At 70.5% G+C, this 21,249-nt stretch carries 19 protein-coding genes and 1 pseudogene; 13 read left to right on the plus strand and 7 right to left on the minus strand.

The window, feature by feature from the left end; genetic code table 11:
- Positions 1 to 4 precede the first annotated feature (4 nt).
- Complete coding sequence (locus tag I6J71_RS00460) at positions 5 to 940, minus strand: MerR family transcriptional regulator (protein WP_204096788.1); 936 nt, start codon at positions 938 to 940, stop codon at positions 5 to 7.
- Between the two features lie 70 nt (positions 941 to 1,010).
- Between I6J71_RS00460 and I6J71_RS00465 the strand changes: the two genes are divergently transcribed.
- The 7 genes from I6J71_RS00465 (at position 1,011) to I6J71_RS00495 (ending at position 8,724) form a co-directional block, all read left to right on the plus strand.
- The gene (locus I6J71_RS00465) at positions 1,011 to 1,472 is read left to right on the plus strand and encodes a DUF3180 domain-containing protein (protein ID WP_204092898.1); all 462 of its coding nucleotides are present in this window, start codon (positions 1,011 to 1,013) and stop codon (positions 1,470 to 1,472) included.
- 69 nt (positions 1,473 to 1,541) lie between these two features.
- Positions 1,542 to 3,299: a DUF6779 domain-containing protein gene (locus tag I6J71_RS00470; protein ID WP_204092899.1), complete on the plus strand. Its 1,758-nt coding sequence runs from the start codon at positions 1,542 to 1,544 to the stop codon at positions 3,297 to 3,299.
- Between the two features lie 925 nt (positions 3,300 to 4,224).
- The gene (locus I6J71_RS00475) at positions 4,225 to 5,328 is read left to right on the plus strand and encodes a PrsW family intramembrane metalloprotease (RefSeq protein ID WP_204096789.1); all 1,104 of its coding nucleotides are present in this window, start codon (positions 4,225 to 4,227) and stop codon (positions 5,326 to 5,328) included.
- Positions 5,329 to 5,589: 261 nt separating this feature from the next.
- Positions 5,590 to 6,492, plus strand: a complete 903-nt coding sequence (locus I6J71_RS00480; protein WP_204092900.1) for a Rossmann-like and DUF2520 domain-containing protein — start codon at positions 5,590 to 5,592, stop codon at positions 6,490 to 6,492.
- On the plus strand, positions 6,489 to 7,397 hold the full coding sequence (panC, locus tag I6J71_RS00485) for a pantoate--beta-alanine ligase (protein ID WP_204092901.1): 909 nt from the start codon (positions 6,489 to 6,491) through the stop codon (positions 7,395 to 7,397). Before I6J71_RS00480 ends, panC begins: the two co-directional genes overlap by 4 nt.
- Positions 7,398 to 7,409: 12 nt before the next feature.
- Positions 7,410 to 7,904, plus strand: coding sequence for an aspartate 1-decarboxylase (gene panD / locus I6J71_RS00490; protein WP_204092902.1), 495 nt, complete (start codon positions 7,410 to 7,412; stop codon positions 7,902 to 7,904).
- A gap of 46 nt (positions 7,905 to 7,950) precedes the next feature.
- On the plus strand, positions 7,951 to 8,724 hold the full coding sequence (locus I6J71_RS00495; RefSeq protein WP_204092903.1) for a type III pantothenate kinase: 774 nt from the start codon (positions 7,951 to 7,953) through the stop codon (positions 8,722 to 8,724).
- Positions 8,725 to 8,777: 53 nt separating this feature from the next.
- On the opposite strand, the gene I6J71_RS00500 is transcribed toward I6J71_RS00495, so the two are convergent.
- The gene (locus I6J71_RS00500; RefSeq protein ID WP_204092904.1) at positions 8,778 to 9,539 is read right to left on the minus strand and encodes an SDR family oxidoreductase; all 762 of its coding nucleotides are present in this window, start codon (positions 9,537 to 9,539) and stop codon (positions 8,778 to 8,780) included.
- Between the two features lie 79 nt (positions 9,540 to 9,618).
- On the opposite strand from I6J71_RS00500, the gene I6J71_RS00505 reads away from it, so the two are divergent.
- Positions 9,619 to 10,488: a sigma-70 family RNA polymerase sigma factor gene (locus tag I6J71_RS00505; RefSeq protein WP_204092905.1), complete on the plus strand. Its 870-nt coding sequence runs from the start codon at positions 9,619 to 9,621 to the stop codon at positions 10,486 to 10,488.
- Positions 10,489 to 10,649: 161 nt separating this feature from the next.
- On the opposite strand, the gene I6J71_RS00510 is transcribed toward I6J71_RS00505, so the two are convergent.
- Positions 10,650 to 11,414, minus strand: a complete 765-nt coding sequence (locus I6J71_RS00510) for a class I SAM-dependent methyltransferase (protein ID WP_204092906.1) — start codon at positions 11,412 to 11,414, stop codon at positions 10,650 to 10,652.
- Positions 11,415 to 11,509: 95 nt separating this feature from the next.
- Here I6J71_RS00510 and lysS point away from each other — a divergent pair, with 95 nt between their 5' ends.
- Positions 11,510 to 13,018 (plus strand): lysine--tRNA ligase, encoded by a 1,509-nt coding sequence (lysS, locus tag I6J71_RS00515; RefSeq protein WP_204092907.1) that lies wholly within the window; start codon positions 11,510 to 11,512, stop codon positions 13,016 to 13,018.
- Positions 13,019 to 13,168: 150 nt separating this feature from the next.
- Positions 13,169 to 13,522 carry an Lsr2 family protein gene (locus tag I6J71_RS00520; protein ID WP_204092908.1) on the plus strand — a complete coding sequence of 118 codons (354 nt, stop codon included), beginning with the start codon at positions 13,169 to 13,171 and terminating at the stop codon, positions 13,520 to 13,522.
- A gap of 29 nt (positions 13,523 to 13,551) precedes the next feature.
- On the opposite strand, the pseudogene I6J71_RS47395 reads toward I6J71_RS00520, so the two are convergent.
- Together I6J71_RS47395 and I6J71_RS00525 are read right to left on the minus strand one after the other, a co-directional pair.
- Positions 13,552 to 13,671, minus strand: a pseudogene (locus tag I6J71_RS47395) (AraC family transcriptional regulator); the annotation flags it as partial.
- Positions 13,672 to 13,710: 39 nt separating this feature from the next.
- Complete coding sequence (locus tag I6J71_RS00525) at positions 13,711 to 14,388, minus strand: helix-turn-helix domain-containing protein (RefSeq protein WP_239154336.1); 678 nt, start codon at positions 14,386 to 14,388, stop codon at positions 13,711 to 13,713.
- 65 nt (positions 14,389 to 14,453) lie between these two features.
- Here I6J71_RS00525 and I6J71_RS00530 point away from each other — a divergent pair, with 65 nt between their 5' ends.
- Entirely contained in the window at positions 14,454 to 15,023 is a 570-nt protein-coding gene (locus I6J71_RS00530; RefSeq protein ID WP_204092909.1) for a TIGR03086 family metal-binding protein, read from the plus strand.
- A 1-nt stretch (position 15,024) separates the two neighbouring features.
- Here I6J71_RS00530 and I6J71_RS00535 read toward each other — a convergent pair whose 3' ends face one another.
- Positions 15,025 to 15,858 carry a (2Fe-2S)-binding protein gene (locus I6J71_RS00535; RefSeq protein ID WP_204092910.1) on the minus strand — a complete coding sequence of 278 codons (834 nt, stop codon included), beginning with the start codon at positions 15,856 to 15,858 and terminating at the stop codon, positions 15,025 to 15,027.
- Positions 15,859 to 16,230: 372 nt separating this feature from the next.
- Between I6J71_RS00535 and I6J71_RS00540 the strand changes: the two genes are divergently transcribed.
- Positions 16,231 to 18,780: an ATP-dependent Clp protease ATP-binding subunit gene (locus I6J71_RS00540; protein ID WP_204092911.1), complete on the plus strand. Its 2,550-nt coding sequence runs from the start codon at positions 16,231 to 16,233 to the stop codon at positions 18,778 to 18,780.
- Positions 18,781 to 18,871: 91 nt separating this feature from the next.
- Positions 18,872 to 19,891, plus strand: coding sequence for a hypothetical protein (locus tag I6J71_RS00545; protein ID WP_204092912.1), 1,020 nt, complete (start codon positions 18,872 to 18,874; stop codon positions 19,889 to 19,891).
- Between the two features lie 444 nt (positions 19,892 to 20,335).
- On the opposite strand, the gene pcp is transcribed toward I6J71_RS00545, so the two are convergent.
- Entirely contained in the window at positions 20,336 to 20,965 is a 630-nt protein-coding gene (pcp, locus tag I6J71_RS00550; protein ID WP_204092913.1) for a pyroglutamyl-peptidase I, read from the minus strand.
- Positions 20,966 to 21,249: the final 284 nt, after the last annotated feature.

Below are 21,249 nucleotides of genomic sequence, written 5' to 3' on the forward strand. Positions count from 1 at the left end.
CGGGTCACTGCCGCAGCGCCGCCAGCATGAAGGCGACCTCCGGCTGGGCGGTCGGGATGGGCGGCCAGCCGTTGATCGTCGCCAGGAGCTGCCAGTAGCGCTCGGCCCGCGGATCGCCGCCCTGGGCGAACTTGTCGGCCAGGGCGCGGCGGAACGCAGGGTCCGCCGGATCGTCGCCCGGGGCCGCGGACGCCGTGGCGATGGCGTCCGCGAGCTCCCGGCCCTGGGCTGAGTCCGGGCCGGCGCCCGCGTCGAGCGCGGCGCGGGCATCGGCGCTCCAGGAGAACCAGTGGTCCCGCTGGGCCTCGGCGACCTGTGTGGATTCACCGGCCGCGCGGTCGGCCGCGTGGCGCTCGCTCATGCCGCGGATGAGGCGGCGGAAGTCCTGGTCCTGCACGAGTTCGGCGAACTCGATCCAGGCCTCGAGCTGCTCGGGCGACGGGTCGTCCGGCAGTTCGGGCTTGGCGGAGCCCATGCGCTCGTAGAAGGCGGGGTCCACGTCGAGCCCCTCGGTCATCTCGGCCCAGAACTCGTCGACGAGGCGCTTGCGCTCGTCGTCGGACATCTGCGCGAGGCGGTTCATCAGGTTCACTTCCTCCAGTTCGGTTCCTCTCTTCGCCACCGCCCGCAGCACGGCCCGGCGCAGCCGGAGCCGGCGGATCTGCTCGTCGAGGGCCTCGACGTGGCGCACGGCCAGGTCTCGCACCGACGTCTCGCGCTCCAGTGCTCGCGCGACGTCGGCGAGCCCGACGCCCAGCTCACGCAGCGTCCGCACCAGCTCGAGCCTGGCGAGCGCGTGCGCGTCGTACAGGCGGTAACCGGCATCGGTGCGCTCAGTGGGCGGGAGCAGGCCCTCGTCGGAGTAGTAGCGGATGGTCTTGACCGGCAGCCCCGTCCTCCGGGACAGCTCGCCGATCGTGAAGACCGCGGTGGCACCCACACGTCGCATGGTGGAGTCTCCAGTCGCTGGAGGGTCAAGTGTCGCACTTCGCGCTCGGTACGGTGGGTCCATGCACTTCACCCGGCCCCGAGACCTGGTGGTGGCCGCGGTTCTCGGCCTTGGCCTCGGGTACGCCCTGTTCCAGTTCGCCTACGGTGACCTGCCCCGACTCCCGACGCTGGCCGGAATCACGTTCGCACTACTCGCAGTGGTCGAGGCGATCATGGGCTACACGATCAGGTCGAGAATCAAGGCCGGACGGGTGACCGCATCGATCGGTATCGCACGCTCCGTAGCCCTCGCCAAGGCGTCCTCGCTCGCCGGCGCCTTCATGACAGGGGGTTGGCTGGCTGCGTTCGCGTATGTTTTTCCCCGACGTGACGAACTCGTCGCCACCGTGTCCGACACCCGAGCCGCGGTGGTCGGTGCGGTGTGCTCAGCACTGCTCGTAGCTGCGGCTTTGTGGCTCGAACACTGCTGCCGGACCCCCCGGGACGACGAACGGCCGACGACACGTGGGACGACCGGTTAGCGACCAGATCCTGCCGCTCGAAGTACCGACTAGGTCTCGTTCGGATCACTAGAAGGTACGGTGTCAGACATGACCGGCGTGGGTGACGACTCGCGCGGCCGCCTAGTGGGCAGGCCGTGGCTCGTCGTCGGATTCCTCCTCGCCATCGGAGCCACTCTCGCACTGGTGCTCAGCGACGACCTCCGGTTCCTCCGGCTCGGCATCGTCGCGGCACTCTGGGCCGCCTTGATCGGCGCCTTCCTCTCCGTGAGGTATCGCAAGCACGCGGCGCACAGCGAGGACGAGGTCGCCGAGGCGCAGGCGGTATACGAATTGGAACTGGAACGCGAGATCGCGGCTCGGCGGGAGTACGAGCTCGAGATCGAAGCCGAGACACGGGAGGCCGCGGAGGCCAAGTCGCGTGAGGAGCTCGACGCGTTGCGCGCCGAAGTCGCTTCGCTGCGCGAGAGCTTGCAGTCGCTGTTCGGCGGCGAGGTGCTGCTGGAGCGGGTCGCGCTCACCGCGCAGGCCACCCGCATGCGCGCGCTCAACGACGAGCAGCGGCTCGTGCCGGCTGGGTCGGAGTCGAAGAACGGCAACGGCAAGAAGCCGGCTCAGCTGCTCGCGCCGAAGAAGCCGGTGGTCGAGGTCAACGAACGGCCGACCGAGCTGATCGACCGCGTCGTCGACGACCCGGGCACCGAGCGTCGTCGCAAGCAGGCCGGCGGCGCGGCTCCGCACGGTCCGGGTACGCAGCACGGGCCCGGCCAGGGGCAGGGGCCGAACGGCAAGCCGCAGACTCTGCGCACCCAGCAGCTCGCGCGGCAGAAGCCGGCCGGCCGGCCGCAGCCGTCGGCTCAGGCGCAGGCCGAGTCCGAATCGGCTGCCGCGCGTGCGGTGAAGGCGGCCGAGCTGCGGGCAGAGGCCGCACGGCGCCAGGCCGCCGAGTCCGCGCAGCCGACCCGCACCGTCCCGGCCGTCCCGAAGCCCGACGCGCTCGAGGCGACGCGCCAGGTACCGCGCGCTGAACTGCAGCGAGAAGCTTCGCGGCCGGCGATGCGCCCCGCTTCGCGGGCCGAGGCTTCGCGTCCGGGCCTGCGCCGAGTTGAGTCTGCGGCGGAGGCTTCGCGGCCGGCGATGCGCCGGGTCGAGTCGCCGTCGGAGGTGTCGCGAGGGGACCTGCCGCGCGTGGGCCTGCCGACGGCCGAGCCGGCCGGCGAGTCGACCGCCGCGCGGAAGCCGGCGTGGGATGCCTCTGCCGACTTCGCCGAGCGCCGCTCGACGGGCGGCGCCCCGCCGAAGCCGCGCGAGGCGGCGGCGTCGCGGACGGATCTGCAGCCCGTCACCGAGAAGCCGCAGCCGGCTGCCGAAGAGCCCGCGCCGCGGAAGCCGTCGCGGCTGGAGCAGTTCTCGCGGGCGGACTTGTCGCCGTTGGCGGAGTCGGCTCCCTCGACGCGGCACGGCGCGCACTCGACGGAAGACGCGCAGCCGGAGGAGCCGGCCGTGAATCCGACGTTGCCGGAGGCCGTGCGCAGCAGTGTGGCGAAAGGGAAGTCCGGCGGGCGCCGGCGGCGTTCGGCGGAGGACGACGCGGCTGACACCGCGGCCGGCGGGCGTCGGCGGCGTCCGGACGGAGAGCCGCCGGCTTGGGAAGGCATGGTGTCGGAGCGGGCGTCGCAGAGCCGTCGGTCGATGCCGGCGGTCGACGCCGACGACGAGGCGCCCGGACGTCGTGGGGCTGCCGATACGGGATCGCATGCGGCTGGGCGGTCGGTGACGGAGTTGCTGGCTGCCAACGGGGCGAAGAAGGAAGGTTCACCCCGGCGGCGGAGGCGTGCTGAGGATTGAGGAGTGGGTGAGAGCCCCGGTCATCTGTGTGGTGGCCGGGGTTTTGCTGTGTGTGGGGTTTTTGGGGGGTCGGGGCTGCGGCGGGCGGCTCGTTGCGCTGGGGCGCAACGTTGCGCCCGGGGTGGTGCGCAGGGCCACCCCGACTCTAATTGTGACGACCGCGTGGAAGGCGGAATCGGGGTGCAGGGAGGGGGCTGGGTGCGGGGTTTCGTGGGGGGATCGGTGGCCGTTCGCGGGGTGATCAAAGGCTGGGCCCGAGGTGGAGGGCGGGGGCTGGGCGCGGAGGGCGTGGGTCGAGGTGTCGGACTGACGCTGGGTGCACGGTTTTGTAGATCGGTGACCTTGTCGGGTGGCTGAGGGGGGCCGAGGTGCGGGGCTGACGCTGGGTGCGCGGTTTCGCCGGATAGGGCGACGGCCGTCGGCACGGTGATCAACGGCGGACCCAAGGTGCGGGGCGGGCTCGGTGCGCGGGGCGGACGGATCGGTGGCTGCTGGTGGGTGGTCAAAGGCAGGGATCGAGGTCGCGGGTGGGCGTGGGTGCGGGGTTTCCGTGGGTGGGTCGGTGACGGTCGGCGGTGCGGTTGAAGGCGGGGATCGCGGTGCGTGCAGGGGCGTCGTGTGGTTCGGTGACTGTTGCCACGTGATCAGAGCGCAGCTGTGAGTGGGGCTCGGGTTTGGTTGCGGCGGACCGGTTCGGGGTGTTGCCGCTGCACGGTCGGGGTGTTCGCGCGCGTGGCGGTTTCCGTGGGCGCTCGGGGTCTACTGTCCGTTGGTGTGGGGGCGTTGCCCGTCTGGCGCGGCACGACGAACCACAGCCAGCACCACACACCTCACCCCCGTATGGTGACCGCTCGTGAACGGAACCCTTCCCACCGCGCAGGGTGCGCCGCCGAGGAGGCGGGCGCGGTTGCCGCGGCGAGTGACGGTGTTGTTGCCCGTCGGTGGGCTCATCGTGGTGGCCCTGTGCGGGCTGTTCCTGTTCGGGCTGGCTACCACGCGCGTCGGAGTGGCGGCCGTCGCCATGGGGGTCGTGGCGGCGCTGGTGCCGGTTGTCGTGGTGGTGGCGGGGTTCCTGTGGGTGGACCGGTGGGAGCCGGAGCCCGCGAAGCTGCTCCTGCTCGCCTTCGCGTGGGGAGCGTGCATCGCGACGATCACGGCGCTCGCGATCAACAGCGGGGCCGAGGCGGTCGGTGACCTCCTGCTCGGCAGCGGCCACGGAAGCAAGATCAGCGCGCTCGTCTCCGCCCCGCTCGTCGAAGAAGCGGCCAAGGACGCGTTCGTGCTGCTGATCTTCTGGCGGCGCAGCGCGGAGTTCGACGGGATCGTCGACGGCATCGTCTACGCGGGATTCTCCGCTGCCGGCTTCGCGTTCACCGAGAACATCTACTACTTCGGCCGCGCGTTCGCCGAGTACGGGTTCGGCAACGGGGCCAACTCCGGTGTCCTCGCGGCGTTTTTCCTGCGTGGCGTGCTTTCTCCGTTCACGCATCCGTTGTTCGCGGTCATGGCGGGCATCGGATTCGGGGTGGCGGCCCGGACACAGCAGAGGTGGCTGCGCGTCGTGGCGCCGCTGACCGGGTACGTCGCGGGCGTCCTGCTGCACGCGCTGTGGAACAGCTCCGCCACGCTCGGTGGGTCGAAAGCGTTCCTCACCGTGTACTTCCTGATCATGGTGCCGCTGTTCGTCGGCGTCGTGTACGTGATCGTGCTGCAACGCCGGCGCGAACAGCGGATCGTGGCCGCTGCGCTGCCGAAGATGGTGGAACGGCGGTGGATCGCGCCGTCGGAAGTGGACCTGCTGTCGAGCCTCTCCGGCAGACGGGCCTGGCGGCGGCAGGCGAGACGGGAGTCGGGGCGGGACGCGGCGCGCGCGGTCGGTCTGTACCAGGCCAGCGTGACCGAGCTGGCGTTCCTGCGCCGCAACCGCATCCGCACCGACGAAGACCGCCACCGCCAGGACGAGCTCCTGCACACGTTGAAAACGGCCCGCGCCGACGCCGTCCGGCTCGCCGCCGGAGGCGCGGGGTGATCGTCCTCCCCCTCCGGGGGTAGCTCGACCGAGCCAAAACCCGAGGTCAACACGGGTGCGGCGGACCTGTCCCGAGCCCGCGAGAGCGGCGCGATTAAAGTACCTCCGCGATTGAACGACCGGGTGAAGCTCATCACCAGAGCTCTACGATCCGGACGCAGCGGGGCTACTCTCGCGCCGTCGTCTGGTACCCGCGCCGGAAGAGCGGGACTGGAACGAGCCATAGGAGTTTCGAGCCATGAGCGTCCACAGGCGCACGCCATGAACCGGCCGGCCCGCCTGGCGGTGGGCGTGGTTTCGGCCGGCCGGGTCGGCAGCGTCCTCGGTGCCGCACTCGCCAGGGCGGGACACGCGGTGGTCGCTGCCTCGGGCCTGTCGGCCGAGTCGCTCGCCCGCGCCGAACGCCTGCTGCCCGGCGTCCCCCTGCTGCCACCCGACGAAGTCGTGCGCCGCGCCGACCTGGTGCTGCTCGCGCTGCCCGACGACGCGCTCGAGGGCATGGTGCACGGCCTCGTCGCCACGGAGTCGCTGCGGCCCGGCCAGATCGTCGTCCACACCTCCGGCGCCCACGGCGTCGGCGTGCTCGCGCCCGCCGCCGCAACCGGCGCGCTGGCGCTCGCGCTGCACCCCGTGCTCACGTTCACCGGCCGCGCGGAAGACCTCGAACGCCTCAGCACCGCCAGCATCGGCGTCACCGCGGCGACGGGCGACGAAGCGGCGTGGAACGTCGGCGAGGCGCTCGCCGTCGAGATGGGCGCCGAGCCGGTGCGCATCCCCGAATCCGCCCGCGCGCTGTACCACGCGGCGCTGGCCCACGGGGCGAACCACCTGATGACGCTGGTGGCCGATTGCACCGAGCTCCTCCGGGAAGCCGGAATCGGGCAATCGGAACGACTCGTCGCACCACTGCTGTCCGCCGCACTGGATAATGTGCTGCGCCACGGCGATCGCGCCCTCACCGGCCCGGTGGCCCGTGGCGACCTCGGCACCGTCCGCAAGCACCTCACCGTGCTCTCGGACTCCGAACCGGCGATCGCGCCGGCCTACCGGGCGCTGGCCCGGCGCACGGCCGAGCGGTCCCGGGCCGCCGGGCTGATCGACGCGGCAACCGCCGCCGAGCTGACCGACCTCCTCGACGATCCCGCCGAAGGGCAGACCCCGTGACCACACCGAAGTTCCAGCGCGGCACGCTCAACGCGTACCAGCCGCCCGAACACGTCAGCCAGGTGAGCCGCGCGCTGCGCAGCGTCGGCCGCAAGGTTGCGCTCGTCCCCACGATGGGTGCGCTGCACGCCGGGCACCGCGAGCTCATGCGCCGCGCGAAGCGCCTGCCGAACACGATCGTGGCCGCGTCGATCTTCGTGAACCCGTTGCAGTTCGGCGCGGGCGAGGACTTCGAGGCCTACCCGCGCCGGCTCGAGGACGACCTCGCGGTGCTGGGTGAAGCCGGCGTCGAACTCGCGTTCACGCCGAAAGCCAGTGACCTCTACACGGAGAACGCGATGGTCACCGTGCACCCCGGCCCGCTCGGCGACGAGCTGGAAGGCGCGGCGCGGCCCGGGCACTTCACCGGGGTGCTGACGGTCGTCGCGAAGCTGTTCAACCTGCTGCGCCCGGACTACGCCTTCTTCGGGGAGAAGGACTACCAGCAGCTGGTGCTCATCAAGAAGATGGTGGCGGACCTGAACATCGACACCCGCGTGATCGGGGTGCCGACGGTCCGCGAGCGCGACGGGCTCGCCCTGTCGTCGCGCAACGCGTACCTCACGCCGCAGCAGCGCGAGGACGCGGTGGTGCTCTCGGCGGCGCTGACCGCCGGAGCCCACGTCGGCCGCGACGGGGCCGAAGCGGTGCTCGACCTCGCTCGCCGGACGCTCGCCGAGCGTCCGCAGGTGGAAGTGGACTACCTGGAGTTACGGGGAACCGACCTCGGGCCGGCGCCCGTCGACGGTGAGGCACGGCTGCTGGTCGCCGCCCGGGTGGGGAGCACCCGGCTGATCGACAACGTGGGAGTGCTGCTCGGAAAGGCTGTGGAGCATCCGAGCGTTGAACCGGACGCAGGGGAATAGGGAGGGTCCACGATGTACCGCACGATGCTGAAGTCGAAGATCCACCGGGCCACGGTGACGCAGGCGGACCTGCACTACGTCGGGTCGGTCACGGTCGACGAGGAACTGATGGAGGCCGCCGACCTCCTGCCCGGCGAACAGGTGTCCATTGTGGACGTCACGAACGGGGCGCGGCTCGAGACCTACGTCATCAAGGGCGAGCGCGGCAGCGGCGTGCTCGGCATCAACGGCGCGGCGGCGCACCTGGTGCACCCCGGCGACCTCGTCATCCTGATCTCCTACGGCCAGATGGACAGCGCGGAGGCGCTCACCTACGAGCCGCGGGTGATCTTCGTCGACGAGCGCAACCACATCGTCGAGCGCGGGGCCGACCCCGCGCACGCGCCCGAGGGATCGGGGCTGCTCTCCGGCACCGTCACCCTGCCCGAGGAGGACACGATCGCCTTCCCGGTCGCCGAAACGGCCGACGCGCGCCGCCTCGACGCGTTGCTGCACGCAGACAGCTAACCCACCAGGCAGCGGTGAAACCGGGCCGCAGTAAAGGAAGTCCGCGTTGCTGCTCACGGTCGACGTCGGCAACACCAACATCGTGCTCGGCCTGTACGAGGGGCAGGAGCTCGTCGGCGACTGGCGCATGCGCACCGACGCGCGCATGACGGCCGACGAGCTCGCGCTCACCATGCGCGGCCTCCTCGGTCCGCACGCCGACGCGATCACGGGCATCAGCGCACTGTCCACAGTGCCCGCCGTGCTGCGCGAACTGCGGGTGATGCTCAGCCGCTACTACGCGCGGCTGCCGAAGATCGTGGTCGAACCAGGTGTGCGCACGGGCGTGCCGCTGCTCGTGGACAACCCGAAGGAAGTCGGCGCCGACCGGCTCGTGAACACACTCGCGGCCCACCACCTGCACGCCACCGCGTGCGTCGTGGTCGACTTCGGCACGTCGACGAACGTCGACGCCATCTCCGCCAAGGGCGAGTTCCTGGGCGGCGCGTTCGCCCCGGGCATCGACATCTCCGTCGACGCGCTCGCCTCCCGCGCCGCCGCGCTGCGCAAGGTGGAACTCGTGCCACCGCGGTCGGTCATCGGCAAGAACACCGTGGAATGCCTGCAGTCCGGCATCCTCTACGGCTTCGCGGGCCAAGTCGACGGCCTCGTCCGCCGCATCGTCCGCGAACTGCGCCACGACGAAGCCGAACCGGTCGCGGTCCTCGCGACCGGCGGCCTCGCGCCGCTGGTGATCGGCGAATCGGAGACGATCAAGGAACACGTGCCGGACCTGACGCTGCTCGGCTTGCGCCTGGTCTACGAACGCAACGTGCGGTAATGCTGTGTTGTCTGCCCCGGCTTCGCCGGGGCGGCGAGATCTCGCGGTGTGGTTCAGTTCCCCGTGTCCGTAGCGGTGGTGGCGGCCAGGTAGGACTCCCAGGTGCGGGTGCCGGTCTGGGCGTCGAGGTTGAGGTTGGCGCCCGCGCGGTAGGCGCGGCCGGCCTTGCCGGGTAGGCGGATCGGCAGCTTGGGACGGCGCTTTCCGTTGGCGCGCAAGTAGTCGTCGACGAGTTCGCGCATCTCGTACACCCGTGGTCCGGCCAGGTCGGGCACACGGCCGGCCGGGGCGCCGAGGGTCAAGTCCGCGAGGCGGGCCGCGACGTCGCGCGCGTCGACCGGCTGGAACCGCATGCCCGGCACCGGGACGAGCGGCAGCTTGGCGACCGCGCGCACGGCGTCGAGGCAGAAGCCGTGGAACTGGGCGGCGCGCAGGACTGTCCACGGCAGACCCGACGCGATCACCGCCTCCTCGGCCGCGTGCTTGCGCCTGAAGTAGCCGAGCGGCACGCGGTCGGCGGCGATCACCGAGATGAACGCGAAGTGGCCCACCCCGGCTCGACGGGCGGCGCGAACGAGGTTCTCCGTCGCCACGTCGTCACCCTTGGGGCCGCCGGCCAGGTGCAGCACCACGTCGACCCCGTCGACCGCGGGCTCCAGGCCCTCGCCGCGCGTCAGGTCACAGGCGAAGTACTCGATGCCGTCGGCGGGCTCGTGTCCGGTACGGCTCAGCACGCGCAGCTTCGCGTCCCGCAGCAGCGGGGTGACGAGGGAGCCGAGCGTGCCGGTGCCGCCGGTGACGAGGATCGTGCTCATGGGTTCCTCCGTTCCGGTCACGTGACCGGGCTCGATGGGGTCTACTTCGGTGAACCCGCGCGACGGAGGAATGTGACACGTGGACGAAAGAGCCTGGCTGGCGCAGCAGTTCGAGGGGAACCGGCCGCGGCTGCGCGGCGTCGCCTACCGGATGCTGGGCTCGCTGAGCGAGGCCGACGACGCCGTCCAGGAAGCCTGGCTGCGGCTCGATCGCACGGACGCCGCGGAGATCGAGAGCCTGCCCGCGTGGCTCACCACCGTCGTCTCGCGCGTGTGCCTCAACCAGCTGCGGACGCGGCAGCGCCGGCGAGAGGAGTCATTCGACGCGAATCCCGTCGAGCGCGGTGACCCGAGCGTCGACGTGGAGGAAGAGGCGCAGCTGGCCGACTCCGTCGGGCTCGCGTTGCTCGTGGTGCTCGACTCGCTCGGCCCGGCGGAGCGGATCGCGTTCGTGCTGCACGACATGTTCGCCGTGCCGTTCGAAGAGATCGCGCCCTTGCTCGACCGCACGCCCGCGGCCGTGCGCCAGCTGGCCAGCCGGGCCCGCCGGCGGGTCAAGGGCGGCGACCGGCCGGCCGACGTTTCCCGCGGCCGGCGGGTCGTCGAGGCTTACCTGGCGGCCGCGCGCAGTGGCGATTTCGAGGCCCTGCTCCACCTGCTCGACCCCGATGTCGTGCTCCACGCCGACGCGGCCGTGTCCGGCACGCCGGCGCCCGTGGTGCTGCGTGGCGTCCGCAGCGTGGGCAAAGGCGCGCTGCTGGCCGCCGACCGTGCCCGCGCGACGACACTCGCGCTGGTCAACGGCTCGCCGGCCCTCGTCATGGCGCCGCGTGGGCACTTGCAGGTCGTGCTCAGCTTCACCTGCAACGGCGACGCCATCACCGGGATCGACGTCATCGCCGACCCCGACCGGCTGCGCACCCTGGAGATCTCCCTGCTCGGTGAATGAGGTGCAGCGCGCCGGACCCCCGCGACGATGAGCACGAGGCACGCCAGACGGCCGATCGTCGCGGGACCGTGCAGCGCGAAGATGCCCACACCGCGTAACCGGTACCGACGGGGATGCTGCGCAACGCATACGCATGGGTCGGTGATCTTCGTCGCCAGGCTTCACACCTTCCGCGCGCGGAGCGCGGTCGTGATCAGCGGGTAGTCGAACTCGCCGCTGCTGGTCGTGGGCACGCTGTGCAGGTAGTCGCGGGCCGCGGCCAGGGCGGCGTCGCGGTCGGCGGGGTCGGCGACGAGCAGGTTCGAGTGCGTGGCGACGGTTGCGAGCAGCGAGTCGATCGTGCGCCGGTGCGAATGGGGGAACTGGTGTTCCTCGAACGGGGCGAAACCCGCAGCGTCCAGCGTCCGGTTCTCGGCCAAGGCCACGCGCGTCACGCCGCCGCGCACGAGTTTCGAGAATTCGACGACCCACTCGACCTCGACGTCGTCGTGGTTCCACAGCGCCACGACGACCCCGCCCGGGCGCAGCACGCGGCGGATCTCCGCGAACGCCGGTTCCCAGTCGAACCAGTGCAGGGCCTGGCCGATGAACACCGCGTCGACGGACTCGCCGGCCAGCGGGATGTCTTCGGCCTTGCCGGAGAGCGCCGTGGTGTCCGGCAGCAGCTTGGCGAGTTGCGCGAGCATGCCCGCGTCGGGCTCGACCGCGGTCACGGTGAGGCCGAGGTCGACCAGGCCCTGGGTGAGCTTCCCGGTGCCGGCGGCGAGGTCGAGCACGTCCTGCGCCGGGTGCGCGGCGCCGGCGAGGCCCCAGTCCAGCGCGGCCAGCGGGTAGTCGGGCCGGTGCTCGGCGTAGGCGGCGGCGTGAGGGCCGAAAGACGACGCGCGGCGGGCGTGAAGTTCCTGGTCATATGTGGGATCCGTCACGGGAACCGAGACTAATACGGGAAAAGGCAGCACCGCCCGGCGCGAAGGGTAATCCGGTTGGCGTTGCCGACCAGCGGGTTCGTACGCTATGGCCCATGACCGAATTCCCCGCGCCCGATGCGCTGCCCGAAGACGACCTGCCCGAACAGATGCGGGTGCGCCGGGAGAAGCGCGACCGGATAATCGCGGAGGGTGTCGATCCTTACCCCGTGGAGGTTCCCCGCACCCACTCGCTCGGCGAAGTTCGGGCGGCTCATTCCGATCTCCCGCCCGACACCGCCACTGGTCAGAAGGTCGGGATCACCGGCCGGGTGATGTTTCTCCGCAATACGGGCAAACTGTGTTTCGCCACTCTTCGTGAGGGTGACGGCACGCAACTTCAGGCGATGCTCAGCCTCGCGAAGGTCGGTGAGGACTCGCTCGCCGCGTGGAAGAGCGATGTCGATCTCGGTGATCACGTATTCGTCTCGGGCGAGGTGATCACTTCCAAGCGCGGTGAACTTTCCGTGATGGCCGACTCGTGGCAGCTCACCTCCAAGGCGCTGCGCCCGCTGCCCAACACGCACAAGGACCTCGCCGAGGAAACGCGAATCCGGCAGCGTTATGTCGACTTGATTCTGCGCGACCGGGCCCGCGATGTGGTGCGTACGCGCGCGGGCGTGGTGCGTTCGCTGCGCGACTCGTTCCACCGCCGCGGATTCACCGAGGTCGAGACGCCGATGCTGCAGACCCTGCACGGCGGCGCCGCGGCCAGGCCATTCACCACTCATTCGAATGCGTTCGACATCGACCTGTACCTGCGCATCGCGCCGGAGCTGTTCCTGAAGCGCTGCGTGGTCGGGGGCATCGAGAAGGTTTTCGAGATCAACCGCAACTTCCGCAACGAGGGCAGTGACTCCTCGCACTCGCCGGAGTTCGCGATGCTCGAGTACTACGAGGCCTACGCCACGTACGACACGAATGCCGTGATGACCCGCGAACTCATCCAGGAGGCCGCGGACAACGTGCTGGGTACGCAGGTCATCACCCTCACGGACGGAACGGAGTACGACCTTTCCGGCGAATGGACGACGCTCGGCATGTATGAGTCGTTGTCGGAGGCATTGGGCGAAGAAGTGTCACCCGAGACGCCTGCCGAACGGCTGCACAAGATCGCCGAGGCACGCCAGATCGAGGTCGACCCGAAGCTCGGCCACGGCAAACTGGTCGAAGAACTGTGGGAACACCTCGTCGGCGACGATCTCACCGCGCCCACATTTGTGCGTGATTTTCCGCTCGAGACCTCGCCCCTGACCAGGCAGCACCGCAGCCGGCCGGGGGTCGCTGAGAAGTGGGACCTCTACGTGCGCGGTTTCGAACTCGCCACGGGTTACTCCGAGCTGGTCGACCCGGTCGTGGAGCGCCAGCGCCTCACCGAACAGGCCCAGCTGGCGGCGCAGGGTGATAGCGAAGCCATGCGACTCGACGAGGATTTCCTGCGGGCCCTGGAGTACGGAATGCCGCCGAGCGGTGGTGTGGGAATGGGGATCGACCGGCTGCTCATGGCGCTGACCGGTCTCGGTATCCGGGAGACGATCCTCTTCCCCCTCGTTCGGCCTGAATAACCCACCCGTCGGTAGGAACCACCGGGGTTTATCTCAAACGAGATTTGCACCAGCCCGGGTGAGCGGGTATTAATGTGAGTGACAAAGACTTCTGTCCCGGGGCTCGCCCCGTAACCAGATCATTCGCGTAAGCCCCGCAGGAGGAATCAGATGGCACAGAAGGTGCTCGTCTCCCTGGTCGACGACCTCGACGGCACAGAGGCTGAAGAGACCGTCGAGTTCGGTTTGGACGGTGTGACCTACCAGATCGACCTGTCCTCGGAAAACGCCGAGGAGTTGCGCGACGCACTCGCCCAGTACGTGGAGCACGCGCGCCGCGCCGGTGGCCGCAAGCGCGCGGTGCTGCGCCCGGTGGCCGGCGCGAAGGCGGCGGCCCGGCCGGCGACGGTCGACCGCGAGCAGAACCAGGCCATTCGCGCCTGGGCTCGCAAGAACGGTTTCGCGGTTTCCGACCGGGGACGCATCCCGTCGGAGGTCGTGGAGGCCTACCACAAGAAGAACTGAGTGGCAGTGCTTCGCCGACGGCCGCCGGGTTATTTCCGGCGGCCGTTTTGCTTGTCCGGTTTCTGTCCGGTCGGCGCCGGGGCGCGGGCCGCTCGGGCGAACTCGGTCGGCGAGCGTCCCGTCACGGCGCGGAAATCGCGGGTGAAGTGAGGTTGATCGCCATAGCCGAGCCGGGTCGCGAGGTCCGCCTAATCGGGGGACTCCTCGTCGGCGAGCCGGTGGGCCGCGTCGTTCAGCCGGTATATCCGGATCGCCCACTTGGGCGTGCAGCCGACGTGTTCCGCGAACAGCCGCTGAAGTGCTCGTGCGGACAAGCCGACGCTCGCGGCGAGGTGATCGACGCGCGTGATTCGCGGATCGCCCGCGATTGTTTCCACCGCCGCCGCGGCCGTCCGCGCGGCCGGTGGAAGTGTCACCCGCTTTGCGATCAGCAACTTGTCGACTGCAGCGATCATTTCGGCGTCGGAACTCGCATTTCGCACCGATTCGGCGGCTTCGGTGCCACAGTGCCCGAAGACGTCCTCCAGCGCTGCGGATCGGTCGGCGACGGTTCGCACGGGCGCGCCGAGGAACGGCCGGAAACAGCCGGGCCGGAACCGCACGCCGAGGCCGTGCGCGCGGCCCTCGAGCCGGTGGGTGAACAGCGTGTGGTCCGGGCCGTAGACGCCGCGCGCGCCGGGGAAGAAGGTCACGTGCACCGCGACGTTCGGCAGCACGTGCTGGTCGTGGCAGCCGTCGAGGTCCCCGTGCAGCACCCAGTGGTAGTCGACGACCTCGGCCAATTCGGGCGCGGGCGCGTGGCGGGCGAGCGTGAACTTGGTGCGCGCCACCTGCTCGTCGACGATGCCGCGCGGAATCCGGCGCATGTGCCTCACGCTGGTGCGTCGCGTTCTTTCAAGACGCGCGTCGCGTGCCGTGCTTGGCTTCGCGCATGACCGACCACTCCGCCCTGCTGAGCCCGGCCGCGGCCGAGTTCTTGCGCGCCGCTGCGCTGCCCACGGCGGCGGCTCGCACTCCGTGCGCGGACTACGACGCTCGCGGCCTGCTCGACCACCTGCTCTACTGGGGCCCGTGGCTCGCCGCCGCAGGCCGTCGCGAGTCCTACACCGCGGACGGCTCCGAGGCGGATGCCGCGCTGGTCACCGGCGACTGGCCCGCGAAGCTCGAGAAGCAGACGCAAGACCTCGTCGACGCCTTCACCGCGCCCGGCGCGTGGCACGGCACGGTCGCGCTCGGCTCGGCCACCCTGCCGGCCGCCGTGGTCGGCGACCTGGTCCTGGGTGAGTTCGTGCTGCACGGCTGGGACCTCGCCCGCGCCGCGGGAGCCACGCTGAGCTGCCCCGACGAGACCGCGGAGGCCGTCCGGGCGTCCGCGGTCGCGATGGGCGGGCAGGCGCGCTCGATGGGCGTCTACGGCCCCGAGGTGGCAGTGCCGGCCGACGCACCGCCGCTGGACCGCGCGCTGGGCGCGAGCGGCCGCGACCCGCGCTGGCGGCCGTGAGCTAGCGGGAACAGATGCGCGGGCATTCCCCGCACTCGGACTCACCCGGCAGCAGGTAGGAGAAACAGCAGCTCTCTCGCCGTCGCTCCCAGCCGCGGTGCCCGCTTTCGTCGACCGCGACGCGCAGGGTGGAAGCCGAGGTCAACGGCCGGTAGCGCGCGTCGAGCACGAGTGCGGCGTCGGCCACCCCGGCGCCCTCGGCGTCCGGCGTGCCGCCCTGACGGCCCGCCCACCACAGGCAGTTGTCGAGCGCGTCCGTCGCCGCGGCCCACAGCGTGCGCCGGCCCAGGCGGCTGCCGGGCGCGTACGCGCGGACGAAGCGCGCGGCGTGGGCCACGTACTGGGCGCGCAGCACGGCGGCCAGCGCGTGCTCGTCGGCCACGACCGTCGCTTCCGGCCGCGCCGAACCCGGGTCAGTGGGCAGGCAGTGGAAGCCCTCACCCAGCACGGCCATGCCCGCGGGGTGCGGACGGTCATCGCCGAGGCCGAACGCGAGCTGCTCCGGTGTGAGCGACGGCACGCGCCGCTCGTGGTGCAGCAGCAGTGCGCCGACGTACGCCGGCACGTGCAGGTACCAGGACATGACGTAGCTGGCGGCCGTGCGCTCTGGGGCCGCGCCGTGGTTGCGGACGAGCCAGGTGGCCAGCCGGTCGCGCCAGTCGCCGAACCGCTCGGGTTCGTCGAGCAGGTCGGAGCAGCGGAGCCAGCCGGCCGGGACGTCGGTGCACAGCTCGCCGCGCTCCTGGAGCCCCCCGACCCGCAGGAGCGACGACGCGAGGTCGTCCCCGACGTCGCGCGAGTTCCGGTGATCGCGGAAGGACCGCTGCTGGTTCACCGCGGCCCTCCTTGACTCGCCGGACTCATTAGGCGTGCCTAACCTTACAGAGAAAGGGCTGTTGCGCCAATCGAGTGCCCACTTCGCGGAAACCTCCAGCTAGCACCCCTTGTTCGCGCTGAGCGGACAGGGGACCCTGAACGGAATCCGTGCCCGCGCCCGTACGTTCCACTAGAGGTAAAAGTGCAGGGCAACCGGATGTCGGAGGTTGACCGGTCGGGTCACCTGCCGGGTGTCAACGGGCCACGGGAAGCCGTAGTGGTACGCAAGCGCGACCGCTTGGCTACTAGAGTGGTCTCACGGTGCTGTCTCCTCGTGGGTGCGATCCGCGAGGTGAAACGGGCCGCCGACGCAGCAGTCGAGGGAGTGCGCATGTTTGAGAGGTTCACCGACCGCGCGAGGCGGGTGGTCGTCCTGGCCCAGGAAGAGGCCCGGATGCTCAACCACAACTACATCGGCACCGAGCACATCCTCCTGGGTCTGATCCACGAGGGTGAGGGTGTCGCCGCCAAGGCGCTCGAGTCGCTGGGCATCGCCCTCGAGGGTGTGCGCCAGCAGGTCGAGGAGATCATCGGCCAGGGCCAGCAGGCGCCGAGCGGGCACATCCCGTTCACGCCGCGGGCCAAGAAGGTGCTTGAGCTGTCGCTGCGCGAAGCGCTGCAGCTCGGCCACAACTACATCGGTACCGAGCACATCCTGCTCGGCCTGATCCGCGAGGGCGAGGGCGTCGCCGCCCAGGTCCTCGTGAAGCTCGGTGCGGACCTGAACCGGGTGCGCCAGCAGGTGCTGCAGCTGCTGTCCGGCTACCAGACCGGTGAGAAGTCCACCGAGAGCGGCTCCGGCCGCGGCGAGGGCACCCCGTCGTCGTCGCTGGTGCTGGACCAGTTCGGCCGCAACATGACCGTGCTCGCCCGCGAGGGCAAGCTCGACCCGGTCATCGGGCGCGGCAAGGAGATCGAGCGGGTCATGCAGGTGCTGTCCCGCCGCACCAAGAACAACCCGGTGCTCATCGGCGAGCCGGGCGTCGGCAAGACCGCCGTCGTCGAGGGCCTGGCCCAGAGCATCGTCAAGGGCGAGGTGCCCGAGACGCTCAAGGACAAGCAGCTCTACACGCTGGACCTGGGCTCTCTGGTCGCCGGCTCCCGCTACCGCGGTGACTTCGAAGAGCGCCTCAAGAAGGTGCTCAAGGAGATCAAGACCCGCGGCGACATCATCCTGTTCATCGACGAGCTCCACACGCTGGTCGGTGCGGGTGCCGCCGAGGGCGCCATCGACGCGGCTTCGATCCTGAAGCCGATGCTGGCCCGCGGTGAGCTGCAGACGATCGGCGCGACCACGCTCGAGGAGTACCGCAAGTACATCGAGAAGGACGCCGCGCTGGAGCGCCGCTTCCAGCCGATCCAGGTCGGCGAGCCGTCGCTCGAGCACACGATCGAGATCCTCAAGGGCCTGCGCGACCGGTACGAGGCGCACCACCGCGTCTCGATCACCGACTCGGCGCTGGTCGCGGCCGCCACGCTGGCCGACCGCTACATCAACGACCGCTTCCTGCCGGACAAGGCCATCGACCTCATCGACGAGGCCGGCGCCCGCATGCGCATCCGCCGCATGACCGCGCCGCCGGACCTGCGCGAGTTCGACGAGAAGATCGCCGAGGTCCGCCGCGACAAGGAGTCCGCGATCGACGCGCAGGACTTCGAGCGGGCCGCGCGCCTGCGCGACGAGGAGAAGACTCTCCTCGGCCAGAAGGGCGAGCGCGAGAAGCAGTGGAAGGACGGCGACCTCGACGTCGTCGCGGAGGTGGACGACGAGCAGATCGCGGAGGTGCTGGCCAACTGGACCGGCATCCCGGTGTTCAAGCTCACCGAAGAGGAGACCACCCGGCTGCTGCGCATGGAGGATGAGCTCCACAAGCGCATCATCGGCCAGGAGGACGCGGTCAAGGCCGTCTCCCAGGCGATCCGCCGCACCCGCGCCGGCCTGAAGGACCCGAAGCGCCCGTCCGGCTCCTTCATCTTCGCCGGCCCGTCCGGTGTCGGTAAGACCGAGCTGTCCAAGGCGCTGGCCTCCTTCCTGTTCGGCGAGGACGACGCGCTCATCCAGATCGACATGGGTGAGTTCCACGACCGCTACACCGCTTCGCGGCTCTTCGGTGCCCCTCCGGGCTACGTCGGCTACGAAGAGGGCGGGCAGCTGACCGAGAAGGTGCGGCGCAAGCCGTTCTCGGTGGTGCTCTTCGACGAGATCGAGAAGGCGCACCAGGAGATCTACAACACGCTCCTGCAGGTGCTCGAAGACGGTCGCCTCACCGACGGCCAGGGTCGCACGGTCGACTTCAAGAACACGGTCCTGATCTTCACCTCGAACCTGGGCACCTCGGACATCTCCAAGTCCGTGAGCCTCGGCTTCTCCTCCGGAGCGGACACGAGCAACCGCTACGAGAAGATGAAGCAGAAGGTCAACGAGGAGATGAAGAAGCACTTCCGGCCCGAGTTCCTGAACCGGATCGACGACATCATCGTCTTCCACCAGCTCACGCAGGAACAGATCATCGAGATGGTCGACCTGATGATCGGCCGGGTCGAGACGCAGCTCAAGGCCAAGGACATGGAGATCGAGCTCACGTCGAAGGCCAAGGCTCTGCTGGCCAAGCGCGGCTTCGACCCCGTGCTCGGCGCCCGACCGCTGCGTCGCACGATCCAGCGTGAGATCGAGGACCAGCTGTCGGAGAAGATCCTGTTCGGCGAGGTCGAGCCGGGCCAGATCATCCTGGTCGACGTCGAGGGCTGGAGCGGCAACCCCGAGGACCGCGACGACGAAGCGCACTTCACCTTCCGGGGTGAGAGGCGCCCGTCCTCGGTTCCGGACGCCCCGCCGGTCAGCATCGGCGCGGCCGAGAACCGCGAAGCCGACAACGACTGATCGCGGCTGACCACCCGGAAGGGCGGCTCCCCACCACGGGGAGCCGCCCTTCCGGCGTTTCGGGGGCCGCCGGTTCGCGTAGGGTCGGGGCATGGGGGATGACCGTCTGCGCCGGCACTCCGTCGTGTCGGCCGCCCTGGCGGGGCTGGCCGACGAGCAGCTGCTGAAGCTGCTGGCCGACGCGCCCGTGGTCGCCACCGGCATCGGCGGCACGGGGGTGCGGTTCGACGTCGACGGCGTGCCGGTGTTCGCGAAACGCGTGCCGCTCACCGACCTCGAACGGCAGCACCCGCGCTCCACCGCCAACCTCTACGGCCTGCCGGTCTTCTGCCACTACGGCCTCGGTTCGCCGGAAGGCTCGGCGTGGCGGGAGCTCGCGCTGCACGAGCTGGCCACCGGCTGGGTGCTCGACGGCGAGTGCGCGCACTTCCCGCTGCTGCACCACTGGCGTGTGCTGCCGCTCGCCGCGGGCCGGGTTCCCGACCGCACTCTCGAGGAGGACGTGGCGTACTGGGGCGGCTCGGCGGCCGTGCGCCGGCGGCTCACGGAGCTGGCCGGTGCCGCGTGGAGCGTCGTGCTGTTCTGCGAGTACTACCCGACCACGCTGCACCGCTGGCTGCCCGGTCACCTCGACCAGACCGACCGCATGGCCGAGCAGCTCTTCGACACCACGTCCTTCCTGCGTGCGCAGGGATTGCTGCACTTCGACGCCCATTTCGACAACTTCCTCACCGACGGCGAGAGCCTCTTCCTCACCGATTTCGGTCTCGCGTTCGCGCGCCGGTTCGACCTGACCGCCGAGGAGCTGGCCTTCGCCGAGCTGAACGCGGACCACGATCGGGCGTACGTGTCCATGCACCTGGTCAACTGGCTGATCACGGAGCTGCGCGGCGCCCGGGACCGGGCCGGCCGCGTGGCGGCGGTGCGGCGCGCGGCCGAGGGCGAGGTCGAACTGCCCGACGCCGTCGCCGGGCTCGTGACCCGGCACGCGCCCACGGCGGTGGTGATGAACGACTTCTACGACCGGCTCGTTCACGAAAGCCGCGAAATCCCCTTCCCGGCCGAGCTGTGTTGTCTGCCTCGGCTCCGCCGAGACGGTGAGATCGCTTGACCCCGGTTTCTCCCTCCCGCTCAGTCCAGAAACCGGCGCGATTTCGCGGAGTGGTCCAGTACCTCGTCGGCGGACCGAGCTGCAAGCGCCGGTGCGGTAGAGCCTGCTGCGCAGGTAACTGATCGCCGCCACGATCCCGGCGGCCGCCGGCGAAGAAGAACCGCAGGCCGGTGGTCAGCGGGGACCTGCTGCGGCTGTGGCACAGGCTGCGACACCGCAACCGCCCCAGCCGACGCGGACCACAGCGGTCGTGGTGTCGCTTGTGGACGGACTGGGACGAACGCCGGCACCGTCACGTCCGGCTCACGGTGGCCGGCCTGCTGCCCTTCCCGGCCGACGGCCGCCCGGTCCGCGGCACACTCATGAGCACCGGCGCCGGCAAGACGCATCAGGAGGCCGAAGAGCTCGTGCGCTACTTCACCGACGAGCTCAAGTCGGCGCCACCTAGTTCAGCGTGCCGGCCGCGACGTGCAGGTCTTCGCTCGTGGTCAGTGCCGCGTCGATCACGGCCTCCAGCGCCGTGGCCGATTCCTCGACGGCGAGCGCCGGCTCACCGCACGCGACCTGCTCCGGCGCCGACGGCACGTGCACGAATCCGCCTCGCAGCGCCGGGAAGTCCGTGGCGAGCAGGTGCATGAGGCCGTAGAACACCTGGTTGCACACATAGGTCCCCGCTGTGTACGACACGGCCGCCGGCACGCCCCGCGCCTGGATCGCCGCCACCGCCGCCTTGACCGGCAACGTCGTGAAGTACGCCGCCGGTCCGCCCGCCACCACGGGCACGTCGACGGGCTGCCGCCCGGCGTTGTCGGGGATCCGCGCGTCGACGACGTTGATCGCCACCCGCTCCGGCGTCACCTCGTCGCGCCCGCCGGCCTCACCCGCGCACACCACCAGGTCCGGCCCGTGCGCCTCGATCGCCGCCCGCAACGCCGGCAGCGACGCACCGAACTCCACCGGCAGCTCCACGGCCACCACGTCGTCCCTCCGGCCTGCCACCAACCCCGCCGCCCGCCACGACGGGTTCGTCGCCGAACCACCGAAGGGTGCGAACCCCGTGAGCAGCACCGTCATGCCGAAACTCCCTCCTGCGCCGTGACGGTCAGCATAGGTTCGGACCACAGGGCCGCCCGGGAGGAGGGGCGTCGACCATCCGAACGCTTCCCGCAGCCGCGGACGACTGGCCCGCCCTCGAGCACCTCTTCGGACGCATCGTGCCAGGGCATCGGCCACCATGACCGGCGGGACAACCGCACTGCGCTGCGGCACGAACTCGGACAGCGCCCGTGGGGGCCGCTCGCCCGCGCCGGAGTCGAGCCCGCCGGCTGGACTCGCCTCGCGCCCCGCCACCTCGTGCC

Origin of the sequence: Amycolatopsis sp. FDAARGOS 1241 (genome assembly GCF_016889705.1) — a bacterium.
Taxonomy (GTDB): Bacteria; Actinomycetota; Actinomycetes; order Mycobacteriales; family Pseudonocardiaceae; genus Amycolatopsis.